18 protein-coding genes are annotated in these 19,584 nt (G+C 31.5%); 6 read left to right on the top strand and 12 right to left on the bottom strand.

The window, feature by feature from the left end; translation table 11 throughout:
- The first annotated feature begins 95 nt into the window (after positions 1-95).
- Positions 96-1,583 carry an aminotransferase class V-fold PLP-dependent enzyme gene (locus ACHRVL_RS09890; protein ID WP_395412285.1) on the top strand — a complete coding sequence of 496 codons (1,488 nt, stop codon included), beginning with the start codon at positions 96-98 and terminating at the stop codon, positions 1,581-1,583.
- 109 nt (positions 1,584-1,692) lie between these two features.
- On the opposite strand, the gene ACHRVL_RS09885 is transcribed toward ACHRVL_RS09890, so the two are convergent.
- From ACHRVL_RS09885 to ACHRVL_RS09860, 6 genes are all read right to left on the bottom strand, one after another.
- A complete protein-coding gene (locus tag ACHRVL_RS09885; RefSeq protein ID WP_395412283.1) occupies positions 1,693-3,435 on the bottom strand; it encodes an APC family permease in 1,743 nt (580 codons plus the stop codon).
- Positions 3,436-3,564: 129 nt separating this feature from the next.
- A complete protein-coding gene (locus tag ACHRVL_RS09880) occupies positions 3,565-4,035 on the bottom strand; it encodes a nuclear transport factor 2 family protein (protein WP_395412281.1) in 471 nt (156 codons plus the stop codon).
- Positions 4,036-4,088: 53 nt separating this feature from the next.
- Positions 4,089-4,601, bottom strand: coding sequence for a hypothetical protein (locus ACHRVL_RS09875; protein WP_395412279.1), 513 nt, complete (start codon positions 4,599-4,601; stop codon positions 4,089-4,091).
- Positions 4,602-4,622: 21 nt separating this feature from the next.
- A complete protein-coding gene (locus ACHRVL_RS09870) occupies positions 4,623-5,099 on the bottom strand; it encodes a hypothetical protein (protein ID WP_395413006.1) in 477 nt (158 codons plus the stop codon).
- Between the two features lie 6 nt (positions 5,100-5,105).
- Positions 5,106-5,783 (bottom strand): peptidoglycan DD-metalloendopeptidase family protein, encoded by a 678-nt coding sequence (locus tag ACHRVL_RS09865; protein ID WP_395412277.1) that lies wholly within the window; start codon positions 5,781-5,783, stop codon positions 5,106-5,108.
- Between the two features lie 12 nt (positions 5,784-5,795).
- Positions 5,796-6,461 carry a spermidine synthase gene (locus tag ACHRVL_RS09860; RefSeq protein ID WP_395412276.1) on the bottom strand — a complete coding sequence of 222 codons (666 nt, stop codon included), beginning with the start codon at positions 6,459-6,461 and terminating at the stop codon, positions 5,796-5,798.
- 66 nt (positions 6,462-6,527) lie between these two features.
- On the opposite strand from ACHRVL_RS09860, the gene ACHRVL_RS09855 reads away from it, so the two are divergent.
- Positions 6,528-7,079, top strand: a complete 552-nt coding sequence (locus ACHRVL_RS09855) for a 1-acyl-sn-glycerol-3-phosphate acyltransferase (RefSeq protein ID WP_089055701.1) — start codon at positions 6,528-6,530, stop codon at positions 7,077-7,079.
- Between the two features lie 84 nt (positions 7,080-7,163).
- Here ACHRVL_RS09855 and ACHRVL_RS09850 read toward each other — a convergent pair whose 3' ends face one another.
- The gene (locus ACHRVL_RS09850) at positions 7,164-7,637 is read right to left on the bottom strand and encodes a helix-turn-helix domain-containing protein (RefSeq protein WP_395412274.1); all 474 of its coding nucleotides are present in this window, start codon (positions 7,635-7,637) and stop codon (positions 7,164-7,166) included.
- Positions 7,638-7,949: 312 nt separating this feature from the next.
- Between ACHRVL_RS09850 and ACHRVL_RS09845 the strand changes: the two genes are divergently transcribed.
- The 4 genes from ACHRVL_RS09845 (at position 7,950) to ACHRVL_RS09830 (ending at position 12,886) form a co-directional block, all read left to right on the top strand.
- The gene (locus tag ACHRVL_RS09845) at positions 7,950-9,104 is read left to right on the top strand and encodes a M14 metallopeptidase family protein (RefSeq protein WP_395412273.1); all 1,155 of its coding nucleotides are present in this window, start codon (positions 7,950-7,952) and stop codon (positions 9,102-9,104) included.
- Positions 9,105-9,181: 77 nt separating this feature from the next.
- Positions 9,182-9,661: an Lrp/AsnC family transcriptional regulator gene (locus ACHRVL_RS09840; RefSeq protein WP_007805990.1), complete on the top strand. Its 480-nt coding sequence runs from the start codon at positions 9,182-9,184 to the stop codon at positions 9,659-9,661.
- A gap of 93 nt (positions 9,662-9,754) precedes the next feature.
- Positions 9,755-12,340, top strand: coding sequence for a phosphoenolpyruvate carboxylase (locus ACHRVL_RS09835; RefSeq protein WP_395412271.1), 2,586 nt, complete (start codon positions 9,755-9,757; stop codon positions 12,338-12,340).
- Between the two features lie 30 nt (positions 12,341-12,370).
- The gene (locus ACHRVL_RS09830; RefSeq protein WP_395412269.1) at positions 12,371-12,886 is read left to right on the top strand and encodes a DinB family protein; all 516 of its coding nucleotides are present in this window, start codon (positions 12,371-12,373) and stop codon (positions 12,884-12,886) included.
- 86 nt (positions 12,887-12,972) lie between these two features.
- Here ACHRVL_RS09830 and recQ read toward each other — a convergent pair whose 3' ends face one another.
- The 5 genes from recQ to aroB form a co-directional block, all read right to left on the bottom strand.
- A complete protein-coding gene (recQ, locus tag ACHRVL_RS09825; RefSeq protein ID WP_395412267.1) occupies positions 12,973-15,090 on the bottom strand; it encodes a DNA helicase RecQ in 2,118 nt (705 codons plus the stop codon).
- Between the two features lie 134 nt (positions 15,091-15,224).
- Positions 15,225-15,632: a DNA primase gene (locus tag ACHRVL_RS09820; RefSeq protein WP_089055695.1), complete on the bottom strand. Its 408-nt coding sequence runs from the start codon at positions 15,630-15,632 to the stop codon at positions 15,225-15,227.
- Between the two features lie 9 nt (positions 15,633-15,641).
- The gene (locus tag ACHRVL_RS09815; protein ID WP_089055694.1) at positions 15,642-16,610 is read right to left on the bottom strand and encodes a deoxyhypusine synthase family protein; all 969 of its coding nucleotides are present in this window, start codon (positions 16,608-16,610) and stop codon (positions 15,642-15,644) included.
- Between the two features lie 111 nt (positions 16,611-16,721).
- Positions 16,722-18,125: an arginine decarboxylase gene (locus ACHRVL_RS09810; RefSeq protein WP_089057813.1), complete on the bottom strand. Its 1,404-nt coding sequence runs from the start codon at positions 18,123-18,125 to the stop codon at positions 16,722-16,724.
- A gap of 298 nt (positions 18,126-18,423) precedes the next feature.
- Positions 18,424-19,491: a 3-dehydroquinate synthase gene (aroB, locus tag ACHRVL_RS09805; protein WP_395412265.1), complete on the bottom strand. Its 1,068-nt coding sequence runs from the start codon at positions 19,489-19,491 to the stop codon at positions 18,424-18,426.
- Positions 19,492-19,584: the final 93 nt, after the last annotated feature.

Below are 19,584 nucleotides of genomic sequence, written 5' to 3'. Positions count from 1 at the left end.
ATATTAAAAGTTTACTCACTGTTTGAAGTTTATAATTGATAAATTCTCAATTCTATAAAAAAACAATATATTTGCATTCAAACACAGGCACACTAATGAATACCAAAAATAATACCATCAGTCTAGAAACCTACTTTCAGGACTTTAGACAACATATTGTTGGCATAGATCAGGAATTTATGTCACCTTTTGGCAAAAAAAATATTGTTTATACAGATTGGACTGCCAGCGGAAGGCTTTACAGACCAATTGAAGAGAAACTTCTGAATCAATTTGGCCCTTTTGTTGCCAATACACATACTGAAACCACTGTATCTGGTACTGCCATGACTAAGGCATATCATCATGCAAGACATATTATCAAACGTCATACAAACGCTAATAACGATGATGTTTTGATTACAGACGGAACTGGTATGACTGGTGTTATTAATAAGTTTCAGCGTATTTTAGGTTTGAAAATTCCTGAAAATCTAAAAAGTTTTACTACAGTTCCTGCAGAAAAAAAACCTATTGTTTTTATTTCGCATATGGAGCATCATTCTAATCAGACTTCTTGGTTAGAAACTATTGCTGATGTCGAAATTATTCCATCTTGCGAAAAAGGACTTTTTAGCTTAGATCAATTAGAACTGTTATTACAAAAATACAGCGACAGAACAATAAAGATTGCATCAATTACTTCGTGTTCGAATGTTACGGGATTAAAAACACCTTTTCATGAAGCTGCTAAATTAATGCATCAATACAATGGTGTTTGTTTTGTTGATTTTGCCTGTTCAGGGCCTTATGTAGAAATTGATATGCATCCTGCAGATGAAGAAGCCTATTTAGATGCTATTTTCTTTTCTCCGCATAAATTTTTAGGCGGACCTGGTACTTCTGGAGTTCTTATTTTCAATAAAAAACTTTACAACAATATGATTCCTGATTGTCCAGGCGGTGGAACTGTGAGCTGGACAAATCCTTGGGGAGAGCATAAATATATTGATAATATCGAGGATCGTGAAGATGGCGGAACTCCAGGATTTCTTCAAGTTATTAAAACAGCTTTGGCAATTGAGTTAAAGGAAGAAATGGGGATTGAAAACATTTTACAACGCGAACATGAAATTGTTGATTATGTTTTTAGTCAATTAGAACCAGTTGATAATATTAAAATTCTAGCTGGACAACATAAAAATAGATTAGGGGTTGTTTCGTTTTTTATTGAAAACCTACATTTTAACTTAGGTGTAAAAATATTAAATGACCGATTTGGAGTTCAAACTAGGGGAGGATGCAGCTGTGCAGGAACTTACGGGCATTTTTTACTGCATGTTGATCAAGAAACTTCAAATAAACTGGTTAACGAAATTACCATTGGAGATTTAATCAAAAAACCGGGTTGGATTAGAATGTCTATTCACCCAACAACAACTGATGAAGAAATTGCTTTTGTTTGCGACAGTATTAAAGAGTTAGCTAAAAACCACAAAGAATGGGCTTTAGACTATTCTTACAATAAAGATACAAATGAGTTTGTTCACAAAAATGCAACTTCTTTTGAAGATGAATTAGTTGAAGGTTGGTTTAAATCTTAAGAATTAGTTTACTACAGGCTTCGTTAAATTTTACACGAAGAACTTTTAGATATTAAAAACCCGATAGACTTTAAAAATCTATCGGGTTTCTTGTTTACTGTTTGCAGAACTACATAATCAAACGGACGCCGCCAAGATCAGAAACTCTATAAGAGAATTTATTACCAGGTGAACCAATAAACATGAAATTCTTAGGAATTTTCCATTTTTGAGATAATTCATCTATAATTTCTGGACCAAAAACACCTTGAATTTCAAGATATTCGATATCAATATCATCATAGGCTCGATCTAAAACTTCAAGATCTTTTATTAGAGCTTCATTATTTACAGAATCACTTTTAACATGAACTATTTTTAGTTTTTTGGTAGTTTCATTGCCTTGAACATATTGCAACACTTTGTTTAAAATCGCAATATCATCGCCCTTAGTAAAAAATACAAACTCCTGAGAGTTAATTTGAACACTCATTTTTTGTAAATATCGATTACTTAAAATCACCATTTTTCGTAATGGCTGATAAAAATATTCTAAAGCTTCGATCAAAAGTTTAATAAGTATAACTCGATTCAGCATTATTCCGATAAATAATAATGACGGAACCATGTATTTTAGAAAAGTATAAAATGCGTGGATATTTAACTCCATATTGCCTAAAAATGCAATAATAACAAAAGTTATGGCAGTTACAACGGCTACACCACGTGCCCGCACAGGTCTTGGAAGTTTACTGCGTTTAAATTTAAGAAGCAGATTTCCTATTCCAAACAATGCCATTACCGCTAAAAACGAAAATGTATAAACGCCCGCTAAAGATTCTAAATGTCCGTTTGTAGCAAAAAGAACAGATATGCAAAGAATTAAAAAACTTATTGCGATACGATAATGCGATCCTCTTCTATTTTGTTTTAGAAAATAATTTGGCAGAATTCGATCTAAAGTCATACGGTTTAAAAGTCCAGAAACACCAACAAATGAAGTTAATACAGCACCACAAAGCACTAAAACTGCATCAATAGAAATTAACCATGCAAGCCAAGAACCGCCGGTTGTTTGCCCTAAAAAAGCCAATAATGACTCTTTGTTTTCGCCAACTTGCGCTAACGGAATTACTCCAATAATTAGAATTGCAATTACGGGATTAAAAAAGCTGACAATCGCCCACATATTGCGGAGTGTTTTAGGAAACACTCCAGCTTCCTGCTCTTCAACAAAATTAGCAGAACTTTCAAATCCTGAAATTCCAAGCATTGCAGCTGAAAATCCTAAGAAAAGGGCCGTTTTTAAATTTCCAAAAGCAATAGGAGCCTGCCAATTCAGATGAAAAACATCTAAACCGTTCATGGCGATATATAAAAGCGATGCTAAAACTAGTAAACTTAAAGTGATTAAATGGATTACGAATATAATCACCGCCACAAAAGCAGATTCTCCGATTCCTAAAATGGCCAGAAAAGTAAAAAGAATTAAAACGACAACGGTAGCAATTGTAACATTGATTCCTTCAAAAATTCCGTGCAAATAATGCATTCCTTCTGAAGCAGAAATTACTGCGGTTGCCATATAGGATAAAACGGTAAGCGTTGCAGCCAGTGACGCGAGTTTTTTAGTAGATGTATTTAATAATACATTGTAAGCACCACCATTTAAAGGAATTGCACCAACAACTTCGCCGTAAATTTTTCTAAATAAAAACAACACTACAGCTACAATCAACAATGAAATCCATCCGTATTGTCCTGCGTATAAAATAGTTAATGCTGATACATACAAGCAAGAAGAACTTATATCGTTTCCGCATATTGCCGTAGCTTGTAATTGATTTAATCTCTTGTGTATAATTTCTTTCATTTTTAATAGAATTGAAAACAATTGACTTAGAAAATAATGAAGGGCAAAGTATTAGACTTTTGCAAGAGGCGTATAAATGCAGAGAACTACATTAGTTTTGGTACAAAAGAAAAAATTAAGTTAGGAAAATTATTTGGGTTCCTCAAATTTATTAAGTGACAGCAAAGCTTGCTGTTGAATTTTTTTCTGAAAAAAACCAGTCCATCCAAGTAAATAACCAGTAAGTCCAAAAGCTTGTTGTGACCATTTCCAAACATCAAAATCGTCAATATGTTTAATAATTAAGCCGTCTTGAAATACGAATTCAGCTCTAATTTTATTGACTACCTTACGATTTGTTTTGCTAAAGTTGTAGGTTGCAACCCATTTTGCAGAACCCGAAAAATCATCCGCTTTTACATCTGAGAATTCAATTTTAATGTTTCCTCTGCTTTTAAGCAACAGCATTTTCCACATTTTAGAAACCTGCTCATCTTTCAATAAACCAAATGCAGGATCAATAAAATGTACTTTTGGATGATAGCATTCAGACATTGTTTGAGCATCTGAATTAGCAAATGCGGTATAAAACTTTGTTATTACTGCTTCGTTAGGAGTCATATTAAATTGTAATTAGATTATAAATATAAGATTTATTCTAATAAATTTTATATTTATAAAACACTAATTTCTTTTGCTGTATCGTAACTCTTCTTAGACTTATCGTAAGCCGTTGAGAAATAGTTCATTTTGTTATGCGCTGTAAAATATCCATTATCATTTCCAAAAGCATTAGAACCGCCAGTTATAATAAACCGAACAGCATAAATATCGTTTTTCTTTAGTTTTGCAAATTCGGCTGGAGTAAAATAATAATAGGCAGATATTTTACCGTCTGCAGTTTCTTTCACATTTTTATCTACGCAAGCGATAACATCGGCATTTGCCAGATCAACATATAAACCGCCAGAAATTTTTGCTTTATCATTTGATGGCAAAATTGTAATTTTTAAAACGCCGCCTTTGTCTGTTTTCGCAATTTGAACATCAGCTTCTCCTGTAAAAGCATATTTCTCGCAGATAAATGTATACGTTTTTGTTGCAGAAAGAGGAGCTCCGCCTTTAATGCTCATAGTTTCTTGAGCATTTACAATAGTTGAGAATAACAGTAAGAAAAACAGGGGCATTTTTAAATTCATAATTTTACTTTATTGTTCGGTTAATTTTGAGTCAAACTTCTCATCCCAATCCATTGATTTTATTGCTGAAACTAAATTGTCATTGTTTACAAATACACGAAGTTCTTTGTTGGCAACCTTTTTAGTATACAAGGCATGATAACGGTAAATTACTTCTTGCTTGGTTTTATAAACGCCATCTAATTTCAAATCAATAAAACTCCCGTAATATTGTCTAAATCTTGTACAAGTTTTAGTCAATCGTTCTTCAGTTGTGTTTTCTCTCACAGACTGTGTTACTTCGGTTTCATTAAAAGGCTTGAATTTTGATGTGTTACAAGTTTCTAATACTCTTTTGCCTAATTCATAAGCTTTTCGTTGCTGCTGTGAATTAATCTCGACACTTGGAACTTTTTTTATCTTTAAATCTTCAGTATCTCGACTTATCGTTTTCGTTTTACATCCAATTAATAACAACAAACATATAATCAATCCTGCTTTCTTCATAATCATTTAAGTAATTTTTAATAATAAGTTAGGGTCAGGGCAGTTTTCAATATAAAAATTCAAATCATTTGTATTGCATACTCCCGGATAATCGCCCCAGTAATCTCCCAAATTTCGTATAATTTGAAAGTGAACATGAGGAGCATAATCTCCGTTAACAGATGCATTTCCTAAAGATGCAATTTGTTCACCTTTTGTAAAAATCGCCCCAACAGTAAGGTTTTCTATACTTTCTAACGATAAATGTCCGTATAAAGTATAAAATATTTCATTTTCAATTTCGTGCTCTAAAATAATAGTCGGGCCATAATCGCCTAAACCAACATTGTTTTTAAAACTGTGAACTTTTCCATCAAGAGGCGCCAAAACAGAAGTGCCTTCTTTTGTCCATAAATCCAGTCCTATATGAATATTTCGTTCTTGAATTGAATCATTTCTAAAAATAGAACTTCGTCTGTATAAAGAACGTCCTTCAATATATCCGCCATAAGCCACTTCGGCATTATTTCTTTTTAAATAACCAGTAATAAAACGCTCAAAATCAGCTGCACTTTCTGGTTTACTTTCAACCAATTCGGTATTTGTTGACGATAAATCAAGCAGAAGATATTTTGAAAAATCAATAACATCATCAATTACTTTAGCAGGCGGCAAGGTTTTTAGAATAGAAATAAGGGACTTCATGTATATACGATTTTAGGACAATTTCTCAATTATTATTATTTCATTATGCACTTCTATGCGAGGCAGCATTTTTACCGTAAACGATTCAGTGTTTATTTCGGTTTTGTATTTTCTATTACGAACATTATGTGCTTCATCAAGAATCATGGTATTAAACAAAATGAAGCCTTTATCTTTTAATAAAAAGCAGACTCTTTCGCTGAAAAACTTCTCAAACAAAAAGTTTGGCATATTAGTATCCTCAAAAATATCGATTATAATCAAGTCATATTTATCTTTTGTTTTTAAAACAAATTCAAAAGCATCATCTATTACAATTTCAAGCTGCTTAATTTGATTGAGATTAAAATATTCATTAGCAATCTGAATCATGTCTGAATCGATCTCGACACCAGTAATTTTTCCTTTGTATTCTATTTCATCAACAAGAGTTTTAATTACGCTTCCGCCGGCCACTCCAAGAACCAGAATATGATCCATTTTTAAAACCTTATCATATCCTATATTTCTAAGACCATATCTTAATATTCGCTGTAAGCTTCCATATGAATAATTTGTATTTTCAGAATCGATTACCAATTCTCCATTTGTCCAAGTAACTTCAATTATTTTACTTCTTGCTGACTTTTTTTTGAATATATTTATAGGTATAAGATAACTGAACAGTTTTTGAATCATTTTATAATGGTTTTACTCAAAAATACCATTTTAAATCTTTTATTTTGTAGCAAAAATTAAATTTTAATGAAGAAACAATTATACAATTTTATCTTTTGCAAGCTAATGGGCTGGAAAATAACAGGGTTGAAGAACGCTGAAGTAAAAAAATGTATATTGATGGTTATGCCTCATACTAGTAATCATGATTTTTATATAGGCCTTTTTACCCGAGGAATCTCTGGTTTACAAATGAATTGGGTAGGAAAAAAGGAATTGTTTAGATTCCCTTTTGGATATTACTTTAAGAATGTTGGCGGAGAACCTATTGATCGCACGGGAGGATTAAACAAAGTAGATTCTATTGCTGCTATTTTTGACCGTAAAGAAATCTTTCGTTTGGCTGTTGCTCCAGAAGGAACCCGAAAAGGCGTTACCGAAATTAAAAGCGGTTTTTATTATATTGCACTCAAAGCAAATGTTCCTATTGTTCCAGTCGCTTTTGATTGGGGAAAGAAAATAGTTGATCTAGGTAAAGCTTTTTTTCCAACGGGAAATTATGAAGCAGATCTTGAAATTTTAAAACAACATTATAAAGGTGTTTTAGGTAAAATTCCAGAAAACGGAATTCAAATCTAAATTTTCGATATTTCTTTAATTGCGTGAGAATCGCTTAAATCAAAAAAAAAAATTGAAATTTTTCAAATATGCGAAAATTTCAAACTAAGGTGTGTACACTTTAAAAGTTCCATTTTTATAGAAAAAAACTATTTTTTCTATTTCATCTTCCTCAACATTTAAATTAGAGTTTTTGTTTAACTCTATTTTTTTTGTCTGAGGATTTTCTGCTTTATATTCAATTTGAGAAAATAAATTCTCACCAGCAAAATTTTCAGTCGACGGAGCAGGGGAGTTTAGATTTTTATTTTCTACAAAATTCTCCACTTTTGAAATTGCCTCTTCATCATCTGATTTAGGAAAATTTCCTTTTCCATTTAAAATCCAATATAAATCTACATCAGGAAAAACATCCAAAATTTTCATGACAAAATCTAAACTTGGTTTGTTTCTTCCAGAGAGAAGATGAGACATACTTGATCGCTGCACACCAATTTTATCTGCAAATGAAGAAGCATTTAAACCATAATAATCCAGTATACTCTCCAGTCGTTTTACAAAATCATCTATGTTTACCATTGTAAATTACAGTTTAAAATTAACTTGTTTACAAATGTAACTAATTTGCATTGATCTAGCAATATTACAACTGTAAATCCTAGAATGCTTTAGAAATTACTATAATTAACACTTTAATTAAATATTCATAACTAATTGAAAACAAATATATTTATTAACATAATTAACTTTTGTAATTTTTAGTCAATAATTCCGCTTTAAAACAAAGTTAAACCTCGAAAAATCTGTTTACAATTCTAACTTTTATTTGTTTTTATGAGTTTACAATTGTAAAAATAAAGATGTTTACTTTTGTAAACAAATCAAAAGACAATGAATTTAGAAGAATTATTCATCCAAAATAAAGAAGAATCTATTTCAGGCCGTTACCTGACATTAGATCATATCAAGCCGCTTTTAGAAAAACTAAACACCAATGATCAGGTTAAAATTATTGGTAAATCTGTTTTAGGAGAACCTATTTATAGTTACGAAATAGGAACAGGAAAAACTCGTATTTACTTATGGTCACAAATGCATGGTAACGAAAGCACAACAACCAAAGCACTTTTTGATTTCATAAATGTTCTAAACAACAAATCTGAGTTTGCCGAGAAATTACTTAATACTTTTACATTCTATAGTATTCCAATTCTAAATCCAGATGGAGCACGTCTTTATACACGTGAAAATGCCAATAAAATTGATCTAAATAGAGATTCACAAAATCTAACGCAGCCAGAAAGCAACGTTTTGAGAGAAGCTTTTGAAAGCTTCAAGCCGGATTACTGTTTTAACCTGCACGATCAGCGCACTATCTTTGGTGTGGCAGATACAGGAAAACCTGCAACTGTTTCTTTTTTAGCACCTTCTTACAATGAAGAGCGCGAAATAAATGATAATAGATTAAAAGCAATCAATCTAATTGCTGGTATCAATGACGAATTACAAAAATATATTCCAGGTCAAATAGGCCGATTTGATGATTCTTTTAATATAAATTGTATTGGTGATACTTTTCAGTTTTTAGGAGTGCCGACTATTTTATTTGAGGCTGGACATTTTGCGGGAGATTATGAGCGCGAAATCACTAGAAAGTTCATATTTTTCTCACTTATTCAGAGTTTTAAACTGCTTAGCGAAAACGATTTAGTTTACAATAGAATTAATGATTATTTGAATATTTCACAAAATAAACCTGTTTTTTATGATTTTATGTATAAAAACATCAAAATAAATTATGATGGTATCGAAATTATTACGAATTTTGTCGCACAATACAAAGAAGAATTGATTGAAAATAAGATTCATTTTAATGCCTACATAGTTGAAGCAGGCGATTTGGAAAATTATTTTGGACATTACGAATATGATGGAAATGGTGCTGTTTATTCTGATGACTATAGTGGTTTTCCGAAATTGAATCAAAAAGCAGATTTTTATTTAAATAAAAATATTAAATTTGTTAACGGGTTGATAAAAAGTTAATTTTTATGTGAATTTGTTGTTTTTTATATATATTTTTATACTTTGTAATAGCAATTAGTAATATTAATTAAAGAATTATGAGTAAATTTCGTTTAGATGAAGTAGATCACCAGATTTTAGATATGTTAATAGACAATACGAGAGTTCCGTTTACTGACATTGCAAAAAAATTATTGATATCTGCTGGTACAGTACATGTTAGAGTAAAAAAAATGGAGGATGCAGGAATAATCATGGGATCTTCATTAGCCTTAGATTACGATAAATTAGGGTATTCATTTATTGCTTACGTTGGGGTATTTCTTAATAATACATCTCAAACTAAATTTGTATTAGAGCGAATCAACCAAATTCCGTTCGTAACAGTTGCATCTGTAACGACAGGAAAATTTAATATCTTTTGTAAAATTAGAGCAAAAGATACAAAACATGCAAAAGAAGTTATTTTCATGATCGATGACATTGAAGGTGTTTACAGAACTGAAACAATGATTTCATTAGAAGAAAGTATTAACGACAAGAAGCGTTTGATGCATACTATTTTCAAAAATATGTAAGAATTCCTCTTGAATGCTATATTTAAAATATAACCTCAAGTTTATTCTTGGGGTTTTTTTATGACTAATTAACCAACCAACTACAACACAATTATGTACACGTTGCCAAAAATTGAACGTTTTAATCGAGATGTTCTTTCTAAATATCACATTTACAACAGTGTTTTTATAACATTACCTTTTGATTCTATAGATAATACAGGCGTTTTACTGCCATTATTTACAGAAACTTGCGAAACAGGTTTTAAAAAACAAGAAACACCAAAAGAAATTTTTGATTTCTTTTCAAACAAATTTCTAAACAACGCTTCTGAGACTGAAAAAATCGACTTAATGTTTCGATTTATTCAATATATAGAGCGTCAAATTGTATTGTTTGACGCAATCGAAGATGCCGCTTTTCCAGAAGTAAACAATATGGAAGGAAGAGGTTCTTTGAGAGATATCAAAGAAAAATCAGACGCTAAGGAGAAAGATGACGAATTAATTCAGTTTTTGGAAGATTTCAATGTAAGAACTGTTTTAACAGCGCATCCAACTCAATTTTACCCAGGACCAGTTCTAGGAATTATCAACGATTTGACCGAAGCTATTCGTCAGAATGACTTATTGCAGATAAAACAGTTACTGGCGCAGCTTGGTAAAACTCCTTTTATTCAAAACGAAAAACCAAATCCTTACGACGAAGCCGTAAGTTTAATTTGGTATCTTGAAAATGTATTCTATGCTACATCGGGAGAAATTGTACATTATCTTCAAAAAAACATCCTTAACGGAAATGCAATTCAAAATCAGTTAATCAAATTAGGATTTTGGCCGGGCGGAGATAGAGACGGAAACCCTTTTGTAACTACCGAAATCACTCTTAAAGTAGCAGAACGTTTGCGTACCTCTATTTTAAAGTGTTATTATGTCGAAATGAGAAATCTTAAACGTAAGTTAACCTTCTCAGGAGTAGATACTTTAGTAGCTGAACTTGAACATAAACTTTATCGTTCTGTTTTTTATTCAAAAGGTGAAATTTACATTACTTTAGATGAACTTTTAAGCCAGTTAAATAAAATTAGAAGTATAATTATTGAGAAACATCAATCATTATATCTAGATGAATTGGAAGCTCTTTTGGTAAAAATCAATCTATTCGGATTCCATTTTGCGACATTAGACATTCGTCAGAACAGTAAAATTCACAACGCCGTTTTCAAAGATGTTGTCAATTTCTACTTAAACTCTAATTCAAATGTATTTCCAAAAAATTATTTTGAATTAACAGAAAACGAAAAAATTAGTATTTTATCTAAAGTAAAAGGGGATTTAAATCCAAGTGATTTCGAAAATGAAATTACAAGATCTACTTTAGAATCTGTACAGGCGATAAAAACGATTCAAGAAAATAATGGAGAAGAAGGAGCCAATCGTTATATTATCAGCAACAATGAAAGTGCATTAAATGTAATGGAAACTTTTGCAATGATTCGTTTGAATGATTGGGAAGATCCAACAGTTGATATTATTCCGCTTTTTGAGTCAGTTGATGATTTACAAAATGCACATTCTATCATGGAGCAATTGTACACTAATCCAGAATACTCTAAGCATTTACAAGCTAGAGGAAATAAGCAGACTATAATGCTTGGTTTCTCTGATGGAACAAAAGACGGTGGATACTTGATGGCAAACTGGAGTATTTATCAAGCCAAAATTTCGCTAACTGAAATTTCTAGAAAATACGGAATTAAAGCTATTTTCTTTGATGGACGCGGCGGCCCTCCAGCTCGTGGTGGTGGAAAAACGCATAAATTTTATGCTTCTCTAGGTCCAAAAATTGAAAACAACGAAATTCAAATTACAGTTCAAGGTCAAACGATTAGTTCTAATTTTGGAACTTTAGATTCTTGTCGCTATAATATCGAAAACTTATTAAGTGCTGGTGTTACAAATCAAGTATTTAGTAAAGAAAAGAACGAACTTACTACTGAAGAAACTCAAATTTTAACTCAATTGGCTGATTTAGGATATGAGAAATATTTAAACTTTAAGAATCATCCAAAGTTTATTCCATATTTAGAAAAGATGAGTACTTTGAAATATTACTCTAAAACAAATATTGGAAGCCGCCCTTCAAAAAGAAGTAAATCAGAATCATTAGATTTTGCTGATCTTAGAGCAATTCCGTTTGTAGGTTCTTGGAGTCAGTTAAAACAAAACGTACCTGGATTCTTTGGAGTTGGTACTGCTTTAAAACATTTTGAAGACACTAATCAATGGGATAAAGTAAGCGATTTGTATCATAATTCTCTATTCTTTAAAACACTGTTGGAAAATAGTATGATGTCGTTGGCAAAATCATTTTTACCATTGACCGCTTATATGAGAAATGATCCAGAATTTGGTGAATTTTGGCAGATTATTTATGACGAATTTTCAGAAACAAAACGTATGCTATTGAAAATTGCTGGTCATAAAACCCTTATGGAAAATTATCCTGATGGTATAGCATCAATTCAAATAAGAGAGCGTATCGTATTGCCTTTGTTGACAATACAACAATATGCTTTGTTAAGAATTAATGAATTAAATAAAGATGCAGTTAAGAATGAAGAGTTGATTAAAGTTTACGAAAAAATCGTAACCAGATCACTTTTCGGAAATACAAATGCAAGCAGAAATTCAGCATAAATTAAATTTAGACCTTTAATTTTTATAAAAATGTACAGCAATCAATTAGCAGAAAATGAATATTCAGGACATTTCAGTACCTATATCAAACAAGCTGGCGACGGAAAATTAATAGAGGAATTAGAGATTTCATTACACGAATTTATCCGATTTGTTCAAAATATTCCACTCGATAAATTTGATTACCGATATGCAGAAGGTAAGTGGACAATTAAAGACATCATTCAGCATATTATAGATTCTGAACGTGTTTTTGCTTATCGTGCTTTGAGGTTTTCAAGAAACGACAAAACACCTTTGTCTAGTTTTGAAGAAAATGATTATGCCAATAACGCAAATTCAAACAACCGAAGTATTCAAGATTTATTGACTGAATTATCTGCATTAAGACATTCAACTTTGTTGTTTTACAAAAGCTTATCTGAAGAACAGCTTAAAAATATTGGAACAGCTTCGAACAATCAAATTTCTGTTCGCGCTTTGGGTTTTGTAATAATTGGACATCAAAAACATCATCAAAAAGTTTTTGAAGAAAGATATTTGTAAATGTTAGAAAATTTATAAATTAAAAATCCTGTGAAATTCACAGGATTTTTTTATTTCACCGCAATCTTGTCATTTCGACTGAAAGATCACAAAATAGACTTGTTATGTTTTCTTTCTAAAAACGCCAAACCAAACCGAATTTTATCATAAGAAATTTTTTCTTCAAAATAATCAAAATACGGTTTTAAAGCACTTGGTTTTTCTAATTCGATTTGGGATTTTTCAATTGCTGCAATTTCGTCTTCAGAAACAAATTGGCTTAAATCGAAATCTTGACCATCTACATATAGTTTTGCTAGATGTGAAACTATTGTTGTTTTACTTACACTTCTTCGTTCGGCAATTTCTTCAACCGAAAGTCCGCTTAAAAAAAGTTCTAAAGTTTTAGCGTATGTACTTTCTTTTTTTTCTTTTTTTACTGATTTATTTTTATGAAACTCAATTATTGCATTTATAAAATCTGAACCATATTTTTCAAGCTTAACTTTTCCAACACCATCAACTGCAAGAAAATCATCATCAGTCATTGGTCTTAAAATTTCCATTTGTCTTAAAGCAGCATCACTAAAAATGACATAAGCAGGAACTTCTTCTTCTTGTGCAATTTCGTAACGCAATTTTCTAAGTGTTTCAAAAAGAGAATTTTTGACTGGTTTTGCTTTTGCTTCTTTAATTTCATTTTTATCGATTACTTTTTTGACAACGGTTGTTAGTTTTACCTTTTCACCTTCAAATAAAATTTTCTTTGCAAAAGGAGTCAATAAAATCTTATTATGCTGATGAAAGGCAATTTCGCAATAGCCAAGATTTATTAACTGAATTAAATATTGATTCCAATCGTACCAAGAAATGTCAGCGCCAATTCCGTACGTTTTTAGCGTTTGATAATTTTTTTCGTAGATATACGCGTTTCTCGAGCCTCTTAAAAAATCTACAATTACGGCCAAAGATTCTGATTCTTGCAAACGAGTAATAGCTGACAATGCTTTTTGAGCTAAAACAGTTCCGTCAAAAAACGTTGGAGGATTTTTGCATATATCACAATTACCGCAATTTTCAGTTACTAGTTCTCCAAAATATGAAAGAAGAATTTTTCGTCTGCAGCTTACAGCATCTGCATATTGTTTCATTCGTTCTAATTTTGCGAGCTGCACATCAGAGTTTAATCCGTCGGATGCAAATTTCTGAAGTTGTATTACATCTGCATAACTTTCAAAGAGAACCGTTTCGGCTGGAAGCCCATCACGACCGGCACGACCAATTTCCTGATAATAACCTTCAATATTTTTTGGAAGATTATAATGAATTACCCAGCGAACATTCGATTTATCGATTCCCATTCCAAAGGCAATTGTAGCACAAACCACCGAACAATCATCATTAATAAATTCATCTTGTGTTTTTGCACGAAGCTTATTATCTAAACCTGCATGATACGCTTTTGCCGTAATGCCATTTTTTTGAAGTTTTTCTGCCAGTTCTTCAGTAGTTTTTCGGCTTAAGCAATAAATTATTCCAGATTCATTTGGTTTTCTTTCAACAAAATCAATAATTTGTTTTACACGATCTAAAGCCGGACGCACTTCTAAGCTTAAATTTTTCCTATCAAAAGAAGCTACAAATGTTTTTGGATTTTTAAGATTCAGCTGTTTTGTAATATCAGTTCGCGTTGCTTTATCGGCCGTTGCCGTTAATGCCAAAACTGGAGTAGAAGGGAAGCGGCTTTTTAAATACCCCAAATTAGTATATGCAGGACGAAAATCATGACCCCAAGAAGAAATACAATGCGCTTCATCAATCGCTATCAAACTAATTGTCAACTCATTGAAAACCGAATCTAAGTAAGATAAACTTTCTGGAGCAATATAAACCAGCTTAAAAGTATTGGATCTTAGATTGTCAATATAAAATTGCTGTTCTTCACTAGATTGACTGCTGTTAATATAGCAAGCTGAGATTCCGTTGGTTTTTAAACTGTCAACTTGATCTTTCATTAAAGCAATCAATGGTGAAATTACTATTGTAATTCCAGGCAAAACTAAAGCCGGTAATTGAAAACAAATCGATTTCCCGCCGCCAGTTGGCATAATTGCCAATGTGTCCTGACCAGAAAGTATCGTTGTAATAATCGTTTCTTGGTTAGGTCTGAATTTTTCGAAACCAAAATTCTCTTTTAATTTGGCGTGTAGTAATTCTGAAGTCATATGGTAGATAATTTATGTTTTGCGAATAGTACAAAACAATAAATATAGTAATTTTCTTATATTTAATATTGTTATGAGTAATAAAAAAAAGGAACCCTAAAAGAGTTCCCTTATTTTATTTAAAAAGAAAATGACTAATCTTCATCATCTTCATCTTCGTCGTCGTCAGCTATATCATCTTTGTCTTCATCATCCTCGTCATCGCCGCCATCTGAATCAGGTTTGTCTTGATTATCATCATCTTCGTCATCATCATCGTCATCGTTATCAAGATCGATTCCTTTTACCGGCTCGATTGTATCTACATCAAGATCGATATCGTCATCTTCGTCGTAATTTTCGATTCTATCTGCAAGTTTAGTACTAATTTTTACTAAATAAATAGTGTCTTCAGTACGAACTTCAACAGCTTCTACTAATTCGTTTTTAGCGTTTCTAAAACGGATAACATCCGAATCATCATAACCATCAGGAAATTTTTCTACTAAAAGGTTTAAAATTTCATTGGTAAGTTTAGCGTAGTCTACTATAACTCTCTTCATAAAAATATCCTATAAATCTAATAAATATGCAAAAATTAATGGAGCAACAATTGTAGCATCCGACTCAATAATAAATTTTGGAGTTTTAATATCTAATTTACCCCAAGTAATTTTTTCATTTGGAACTGCTCCAGAATATGAACCGTAACTTGTTGTAGAATCTGATATTTGACAGAAGTAACTCCAGAATGGAACGTCATGCATTTCCATATCTTGGTAAAGCATTGGTACAACGCAGATAGGGAAATCTCCTGCAATACCACCACCAATTTGGAAAAACCCGATACCGTTTTGGCTGTTTTTTGAGTACCAGTCCGCTAGGAAAGTCATGTACTCAATACCTGATTTCATTGTTGAGGCTTTTAATTCTCCTTTAATAACATATGATGCGAAAATATTTCCCATTGTACTATCTTCCCATCCTGGAACGATAATTGGAAGATTTTTTTCGGCAGCTGCATACATCCAGCTGTCTTTTAAATCAATTTCGTAGTATTCTTCAAGAACGCCTGATAATAACATTTTGTACATGAATTCATGTGGAAAATAACGTTCTCCATTATCATCAGCATCTTTCCAGATTTTGTAGATGTGCTTTTGTAAACGTCTAAAGGCTTCATGCTCAGGAATACAAGTATCTGTAACACGATTCAAGCCTTTTTCAAGCAAAGCCCATTCGTCTTCTGGTGTCAAATCACGGTAATTAGGAACTCTTTCGTAATGCGAATGAGCTACTAAATTCATAATATCCTCTTCTAGATTGGCTCCAGTACATGAAATAATTTGTACTTTATCTTGTCTAATTATTTCAGCAAAAATTTTACCAATTTCTGCAGTACTCATTGCTCCAGCCATACTTACCAACATCTTAGATCCGTTTGCTAATTGTTGCTCGTACTCTTTGGCTGCATCTACTAGTGAAGCAGAATTAAAGTGTAAATAATGTTTTTCAATAAACTGACTGATTGGTCCTTTCATTTGTTTTTGTTTTTTATTTTTTTTTTTGAATTAAAAGCTTTTAACCTTCTTACGTTGTTATGCAAATTAATAATTTTTTAAGTATGAACTTTTAATTTGCATTCTTTTTTTTTACAATTTTTTCTTGTACCCTAAAATCTTCAATACATCGTCTGAAGTCTGCTGTTCAGAGAAAACCTCTGTAGCCAGTATACCATTTTCATCACGATCAATTAAAATATGTTTAGGCTGTGGAATTAAACAGTGGTGTAACCCTCCGTAACCTCCAATAGTTTCTTGATACGCACCAGTATTAAAGAAACCAATATAAAGCGGTTTTTCTTTGTTGTATTTAGGCAGATAAATCGCGTTCATATTCTGCTCTGAATTGTAATAATCGTCACTATCACAAGTCAAACCACCTAATAAAACCCGTTCGTAAGTATCATTCCAGCGATTAATTGCCAGCATAATAAAACGTTTGTTTATAGCCCAAGTATCTGGCAAAGTTGTAATGAATGATGAGTCGATCATATTCCATTTTTCTCTATCATTTTGTTGTTTTTGATACAAGATTTGATAGATAGCTCCGCCGCTTTCGCCTACTGTAAATGAACCAAATTCAGTAAAAATGTTTGGCACATCAACTTCGGCTTCATCACAAGCAATTTTAATTTGATTGATAATTTCATCAATCATATATTGATAATCATATTCGAATGCAAGTGAGTTTTTAATAGGGAAACCGCCTCCAATGTTCAAACCATCTAGAGTAGGGCATTCCTTTTTAAGTGCAATGTATACTTTAATACATTTTACAAGCTCATTCCAGTAATATGATGTATCATTAATTCCAGTATTAATGAAAAAGTGAAGCATTTTAAGCTCTAATTTATCATTTTCCTGAATCTGTTTTTTGTAGAATGAAACGATATTTTTATAACCAATTCCTAATCTAGAAGTATAAAATTCAAATTTAGGCTCTTCTTCGGCAGCGATACGAATTCCAATTTTGAATTTTCCTTTGATTTCACCTTGAAGCAAATCAAGTTCTTCGTAGTTATCAATAATCGGAATAGTATTTTTATGTCCGTTATTGATTAATCTCGCAATATTAGTAATATACTCGTCTCTTTTAAAACCATTACAAATTACATAAGTACTTTTGTTGATTTTTCCGTTTTCTAATAAATTCTCAACTATATTAACATCAAAAGCAGACGATGTTTCGATATGAATATTGTTTTTGAAAGCTTCATTCATGATATATTCAAAATGAGAGCTTTTTGTACAATAACAATAGTAATACTTTGCTTCGTATTTGTTTTTTTCCATTGATTTTCTGAACCAAGCTTTTGCTTTGTTGATGTTTTCAGAAATCTGAGGAAGATAAGTAAACTTTAATGGCGTACCATATTGTTCAACCAATTTCATCAAATCGATATTGTGAAACTGAAGGTTGTCTTTATTTAATTTAAACTCCGTTTGTGGAAAGTAGTATGTTTGATTTATTAGATCAGAATATTTTGTATTCATTTATTTTTCAATATTTTAAGTTGTAATTTTTAAATTTAGGATACTGTGCTAAATCTAAAATTCAAACTCTAATATTGGCAAATATAATTTGCAGTTTTTCGTGTTCGGCTTTTGAACATTGGAAAACATCAAAACAAAACGGACTTTTACTATTATAAAAACGGTTCAACATTCTTAGTAAAGAACTGTTGAGACGGTTTCTGTAAGAGCTGAATTGTCTTTGTTTATTGTTTGTTTTCATCGTGGCAAATGTAAAAAATAATATATACCTAAAGCAATGCTTTTTATTAAAAAAAGTTTAAGATTTATAATCTTGAAACGCCTCTAGAATCAATTTATTTTCAACGGATTGATTAATTTTTATTTTACCGATTCCTTCAATCAAGGCAAATTGAATTAAACCGTATTCATTTTTTTTGTCGTGAACGAGCAATTCAAGGATCGGATCTATGTCATTTTCTTCCACTTTTACATCATCATAAATACTCTTAATTGCAGTTTTAATCTCGTTGTACTCTGCTTCAGAAATTAAGTTTTTATGCAAAGAAATATAACTTTCCAGTATCATACCAATTGCAATTGCTTCTCCGTGCAACAAAGTAGTCTTGTCTTCACTTTCTAAAAAGTAGCTTTCTATTGCATGACCTAAAGTGTGTCCAAAATTCAATGCTTTTCGTATGTTTTTTTCAGTTGGATCCTGAATTACTATTTCATTTTTAATCTCTACAGAACGATAAATCAGTTGATCTAGGGCGTCGTAATCAATCTCTTTTAAGTCTAAAAATTGTTTCCAGTATGCAGCATCATATATTAAGCCGTGTTTTAACATTTCGGCAAGACCAGAACGCATTTCACTTTGTGGCAGAGTTTGAAGGTAATCTGTATCGATTAAAACCATTTGCGGTACATTAATAACACCTATTTGGTTTTTTAGATTCCCTAAATCTACTCCTGTTTTTCCTCCAACCGAAGCATCTACCATAGACAATAGGGTAGTTGGAATATTAATAAAATCGACACCTCTTTTAAAAGTAGAAGCTACAAAACCGCCTAAATCTGTAACAACACCGCCGCCAAGATTAATTACAAGTGATTTTCTGTCGGCACCAAGTTCAGTAAGTACATTCCAGATTTGAATACAAGTTTCTATATTTTTGTTAGCTTCTCCAGCCTCAAACTCAATAATTTCGATATTAAGATCCGTTTCAATTACCGGCAAAAGCTTAGGCAGACAAAATTCATTTGTTTGATCATCAACAATTATAAAAAGATTAGAATATTTATTCTCTTTTAAATGTTTATTTAAAGCTTCGTATGCATTTTGGTTAAAATGTACCAGATAATTATTGGCTTGAATAGACTTCATAAGTTCTTAGGTTAATTGAAAGCGCAAAATAAGGCATTTTTAAGCAATAATTATTCAATTTTTGATGCTATTTTGTTTTAAAATCAAGCTTTA

This window comes from Flavobacterium sp. FlaQc-28 (assembly GCF_044007415.1).
Classification (GTDB): domain Bacteria; phylum Bacteroidota; class Bacteroidia; order Flavobacteriales; family Flavobacteriaceae; genus Flavobacterium.
Note: the sequence above shows the minus strand (reverse complement) of the source record. Positions and strands in the feature narration are given on the sequence as shown.

What these genes read in the sequence shown, in the direction of transcription:
- ACHRVL_RS09835 (WP_395412271.1), top strand. Translation starts at nt 9,755, where the DNA reads ATGTACACGTTGCCAAAAATTGAACGTTTTAATCGAGATGTTCTTTCT.
- ACHRVL_RS09830 (WP_395412269.1), top strand. Translation starts at nt 12,371, where the DNA reads ATGTACAGCAATCAATTAGCAGAAAATGAATATTCAGGACATTTCAGT.
- aroB (WP_395412265.1), bottom strand. Translation starts at nt 19,491, where the DNA reads ATGAAGTCTATTCAAGCCAATAATTATCTGGTACATTTTAACCAAAAT.
- ACHRVL_RS09820 (WP_089055695.1), bottom strand. Translation starts at nt 15,632, where the DNA reads ATGAAGAGAGTTATAGTAGACTACGCTAAACTTACCAATGAAATTTTA.
- ACHRVL_RS09870 (WP_395413006.1), bottom strand. Translation starts at nt 5,099, where the DNA reads ATGAAGAAAGCAGGATTGATTATATGTTTGTTGTTATTAATTGGATGT.
- ACHRVL_RS09845 (WP_395412273.1), top strand. Translation starts at nt 7,950, where the DNA reads ATGAATTTAGAAGAATTATTCATCCAAAATAAAGAAGAATCTATTTCA.
- ACHRVL_RS09855 (WP_089055701.1), top strand. Translation starts at nt 6,528, where the DNA reads ATGAAGAAACAATTATACAATTTTATCTTTTGCAAGCTAATGGGCTGG.
- ACHRVL_RS09860 (WP_395412276.1), bottom strand. Translation starts at nt 6,461, where the DNA reads ATGATTCAAAAACTGTTCAGTTATCTTATACCTATAAATATATTCAAA.
- ACHRVL_RS09875 (WP_395412279.1), bottom strand. Translation starts at nt 4,601, where the DNA reads ATGCCCCTGTTTTTCTTACTGTTATTCTCAACTATTGTAAATGCTCAA.
- ACHRVL_RS09880 (WP_395412281.1), bottom strand. Translation starts at nt 4,035, where the DNA reads ATGACTCCTAACGAAGCAGTAATAACAAAGTTTTATACCGCATTTGCT.
- ACHRVL_RS09885 (WP_395412283.1), bottom strand. Translation starts at nt 3,435, where the DNA reads ATGAAAGAAATTATACACAAGAGATTAAATCAATTACAAGCTACGGCA.
- ACHRVL_RS09815 (WP_089055694.1), bottom strand. Translation starts at nt 16,610, where the DNA reads ATGAAAGGACCAATCAGTCAGTTTATTGAAAAACATTATTTACACTTT.
- ACHRVL_RS09840 (WP_007805990.1), top strand. Translation starts at nt 9,182, where the DNA reads ATGAGTAAATTTCGTTTAGATGAAGTAGATCACCAGATTTTAGATATG.
- recQ (WP_395412267.1), bottom strand. Translation starts at nt 15,090, where the DNA reads ATGACTTCAGAATTACTACACGCCAAATTAAAAGAGAATTTTGGTTTC.
- ACHRVL_RS09850 (WP_395412274.1), bottom strand. Translation starts at nt 7,637, where the DNA reads ATGGTAAACATAGATGATTTTGTAAAACGACTGGAGAGTATACTGGAT.
- ACHRVL_RS09865 (WP_395412277.1), bottom strand. Translation starts at nt 5,783, where the DNA reads ATGAAGTCCCTTATTTCTATTCTAAAAACCTTGCCGCCTGCTAAAGTA.
- ACHRVL_RS09810 (WP_089057813.1), bottom strand. Translation starts at nt 18,125, where the DNA reads ATGAATACAAAATATTCTGATCTAATAAATCAAACATACTACTTTCCA.
- ACHRVL_RS09890 (WP_395412285.1), top strand. Translation starts at nt 96, where the DNA reads ATGAATACCAAAAATAATACCATCAGTCTAGAAACCTACTTTCAGGAC.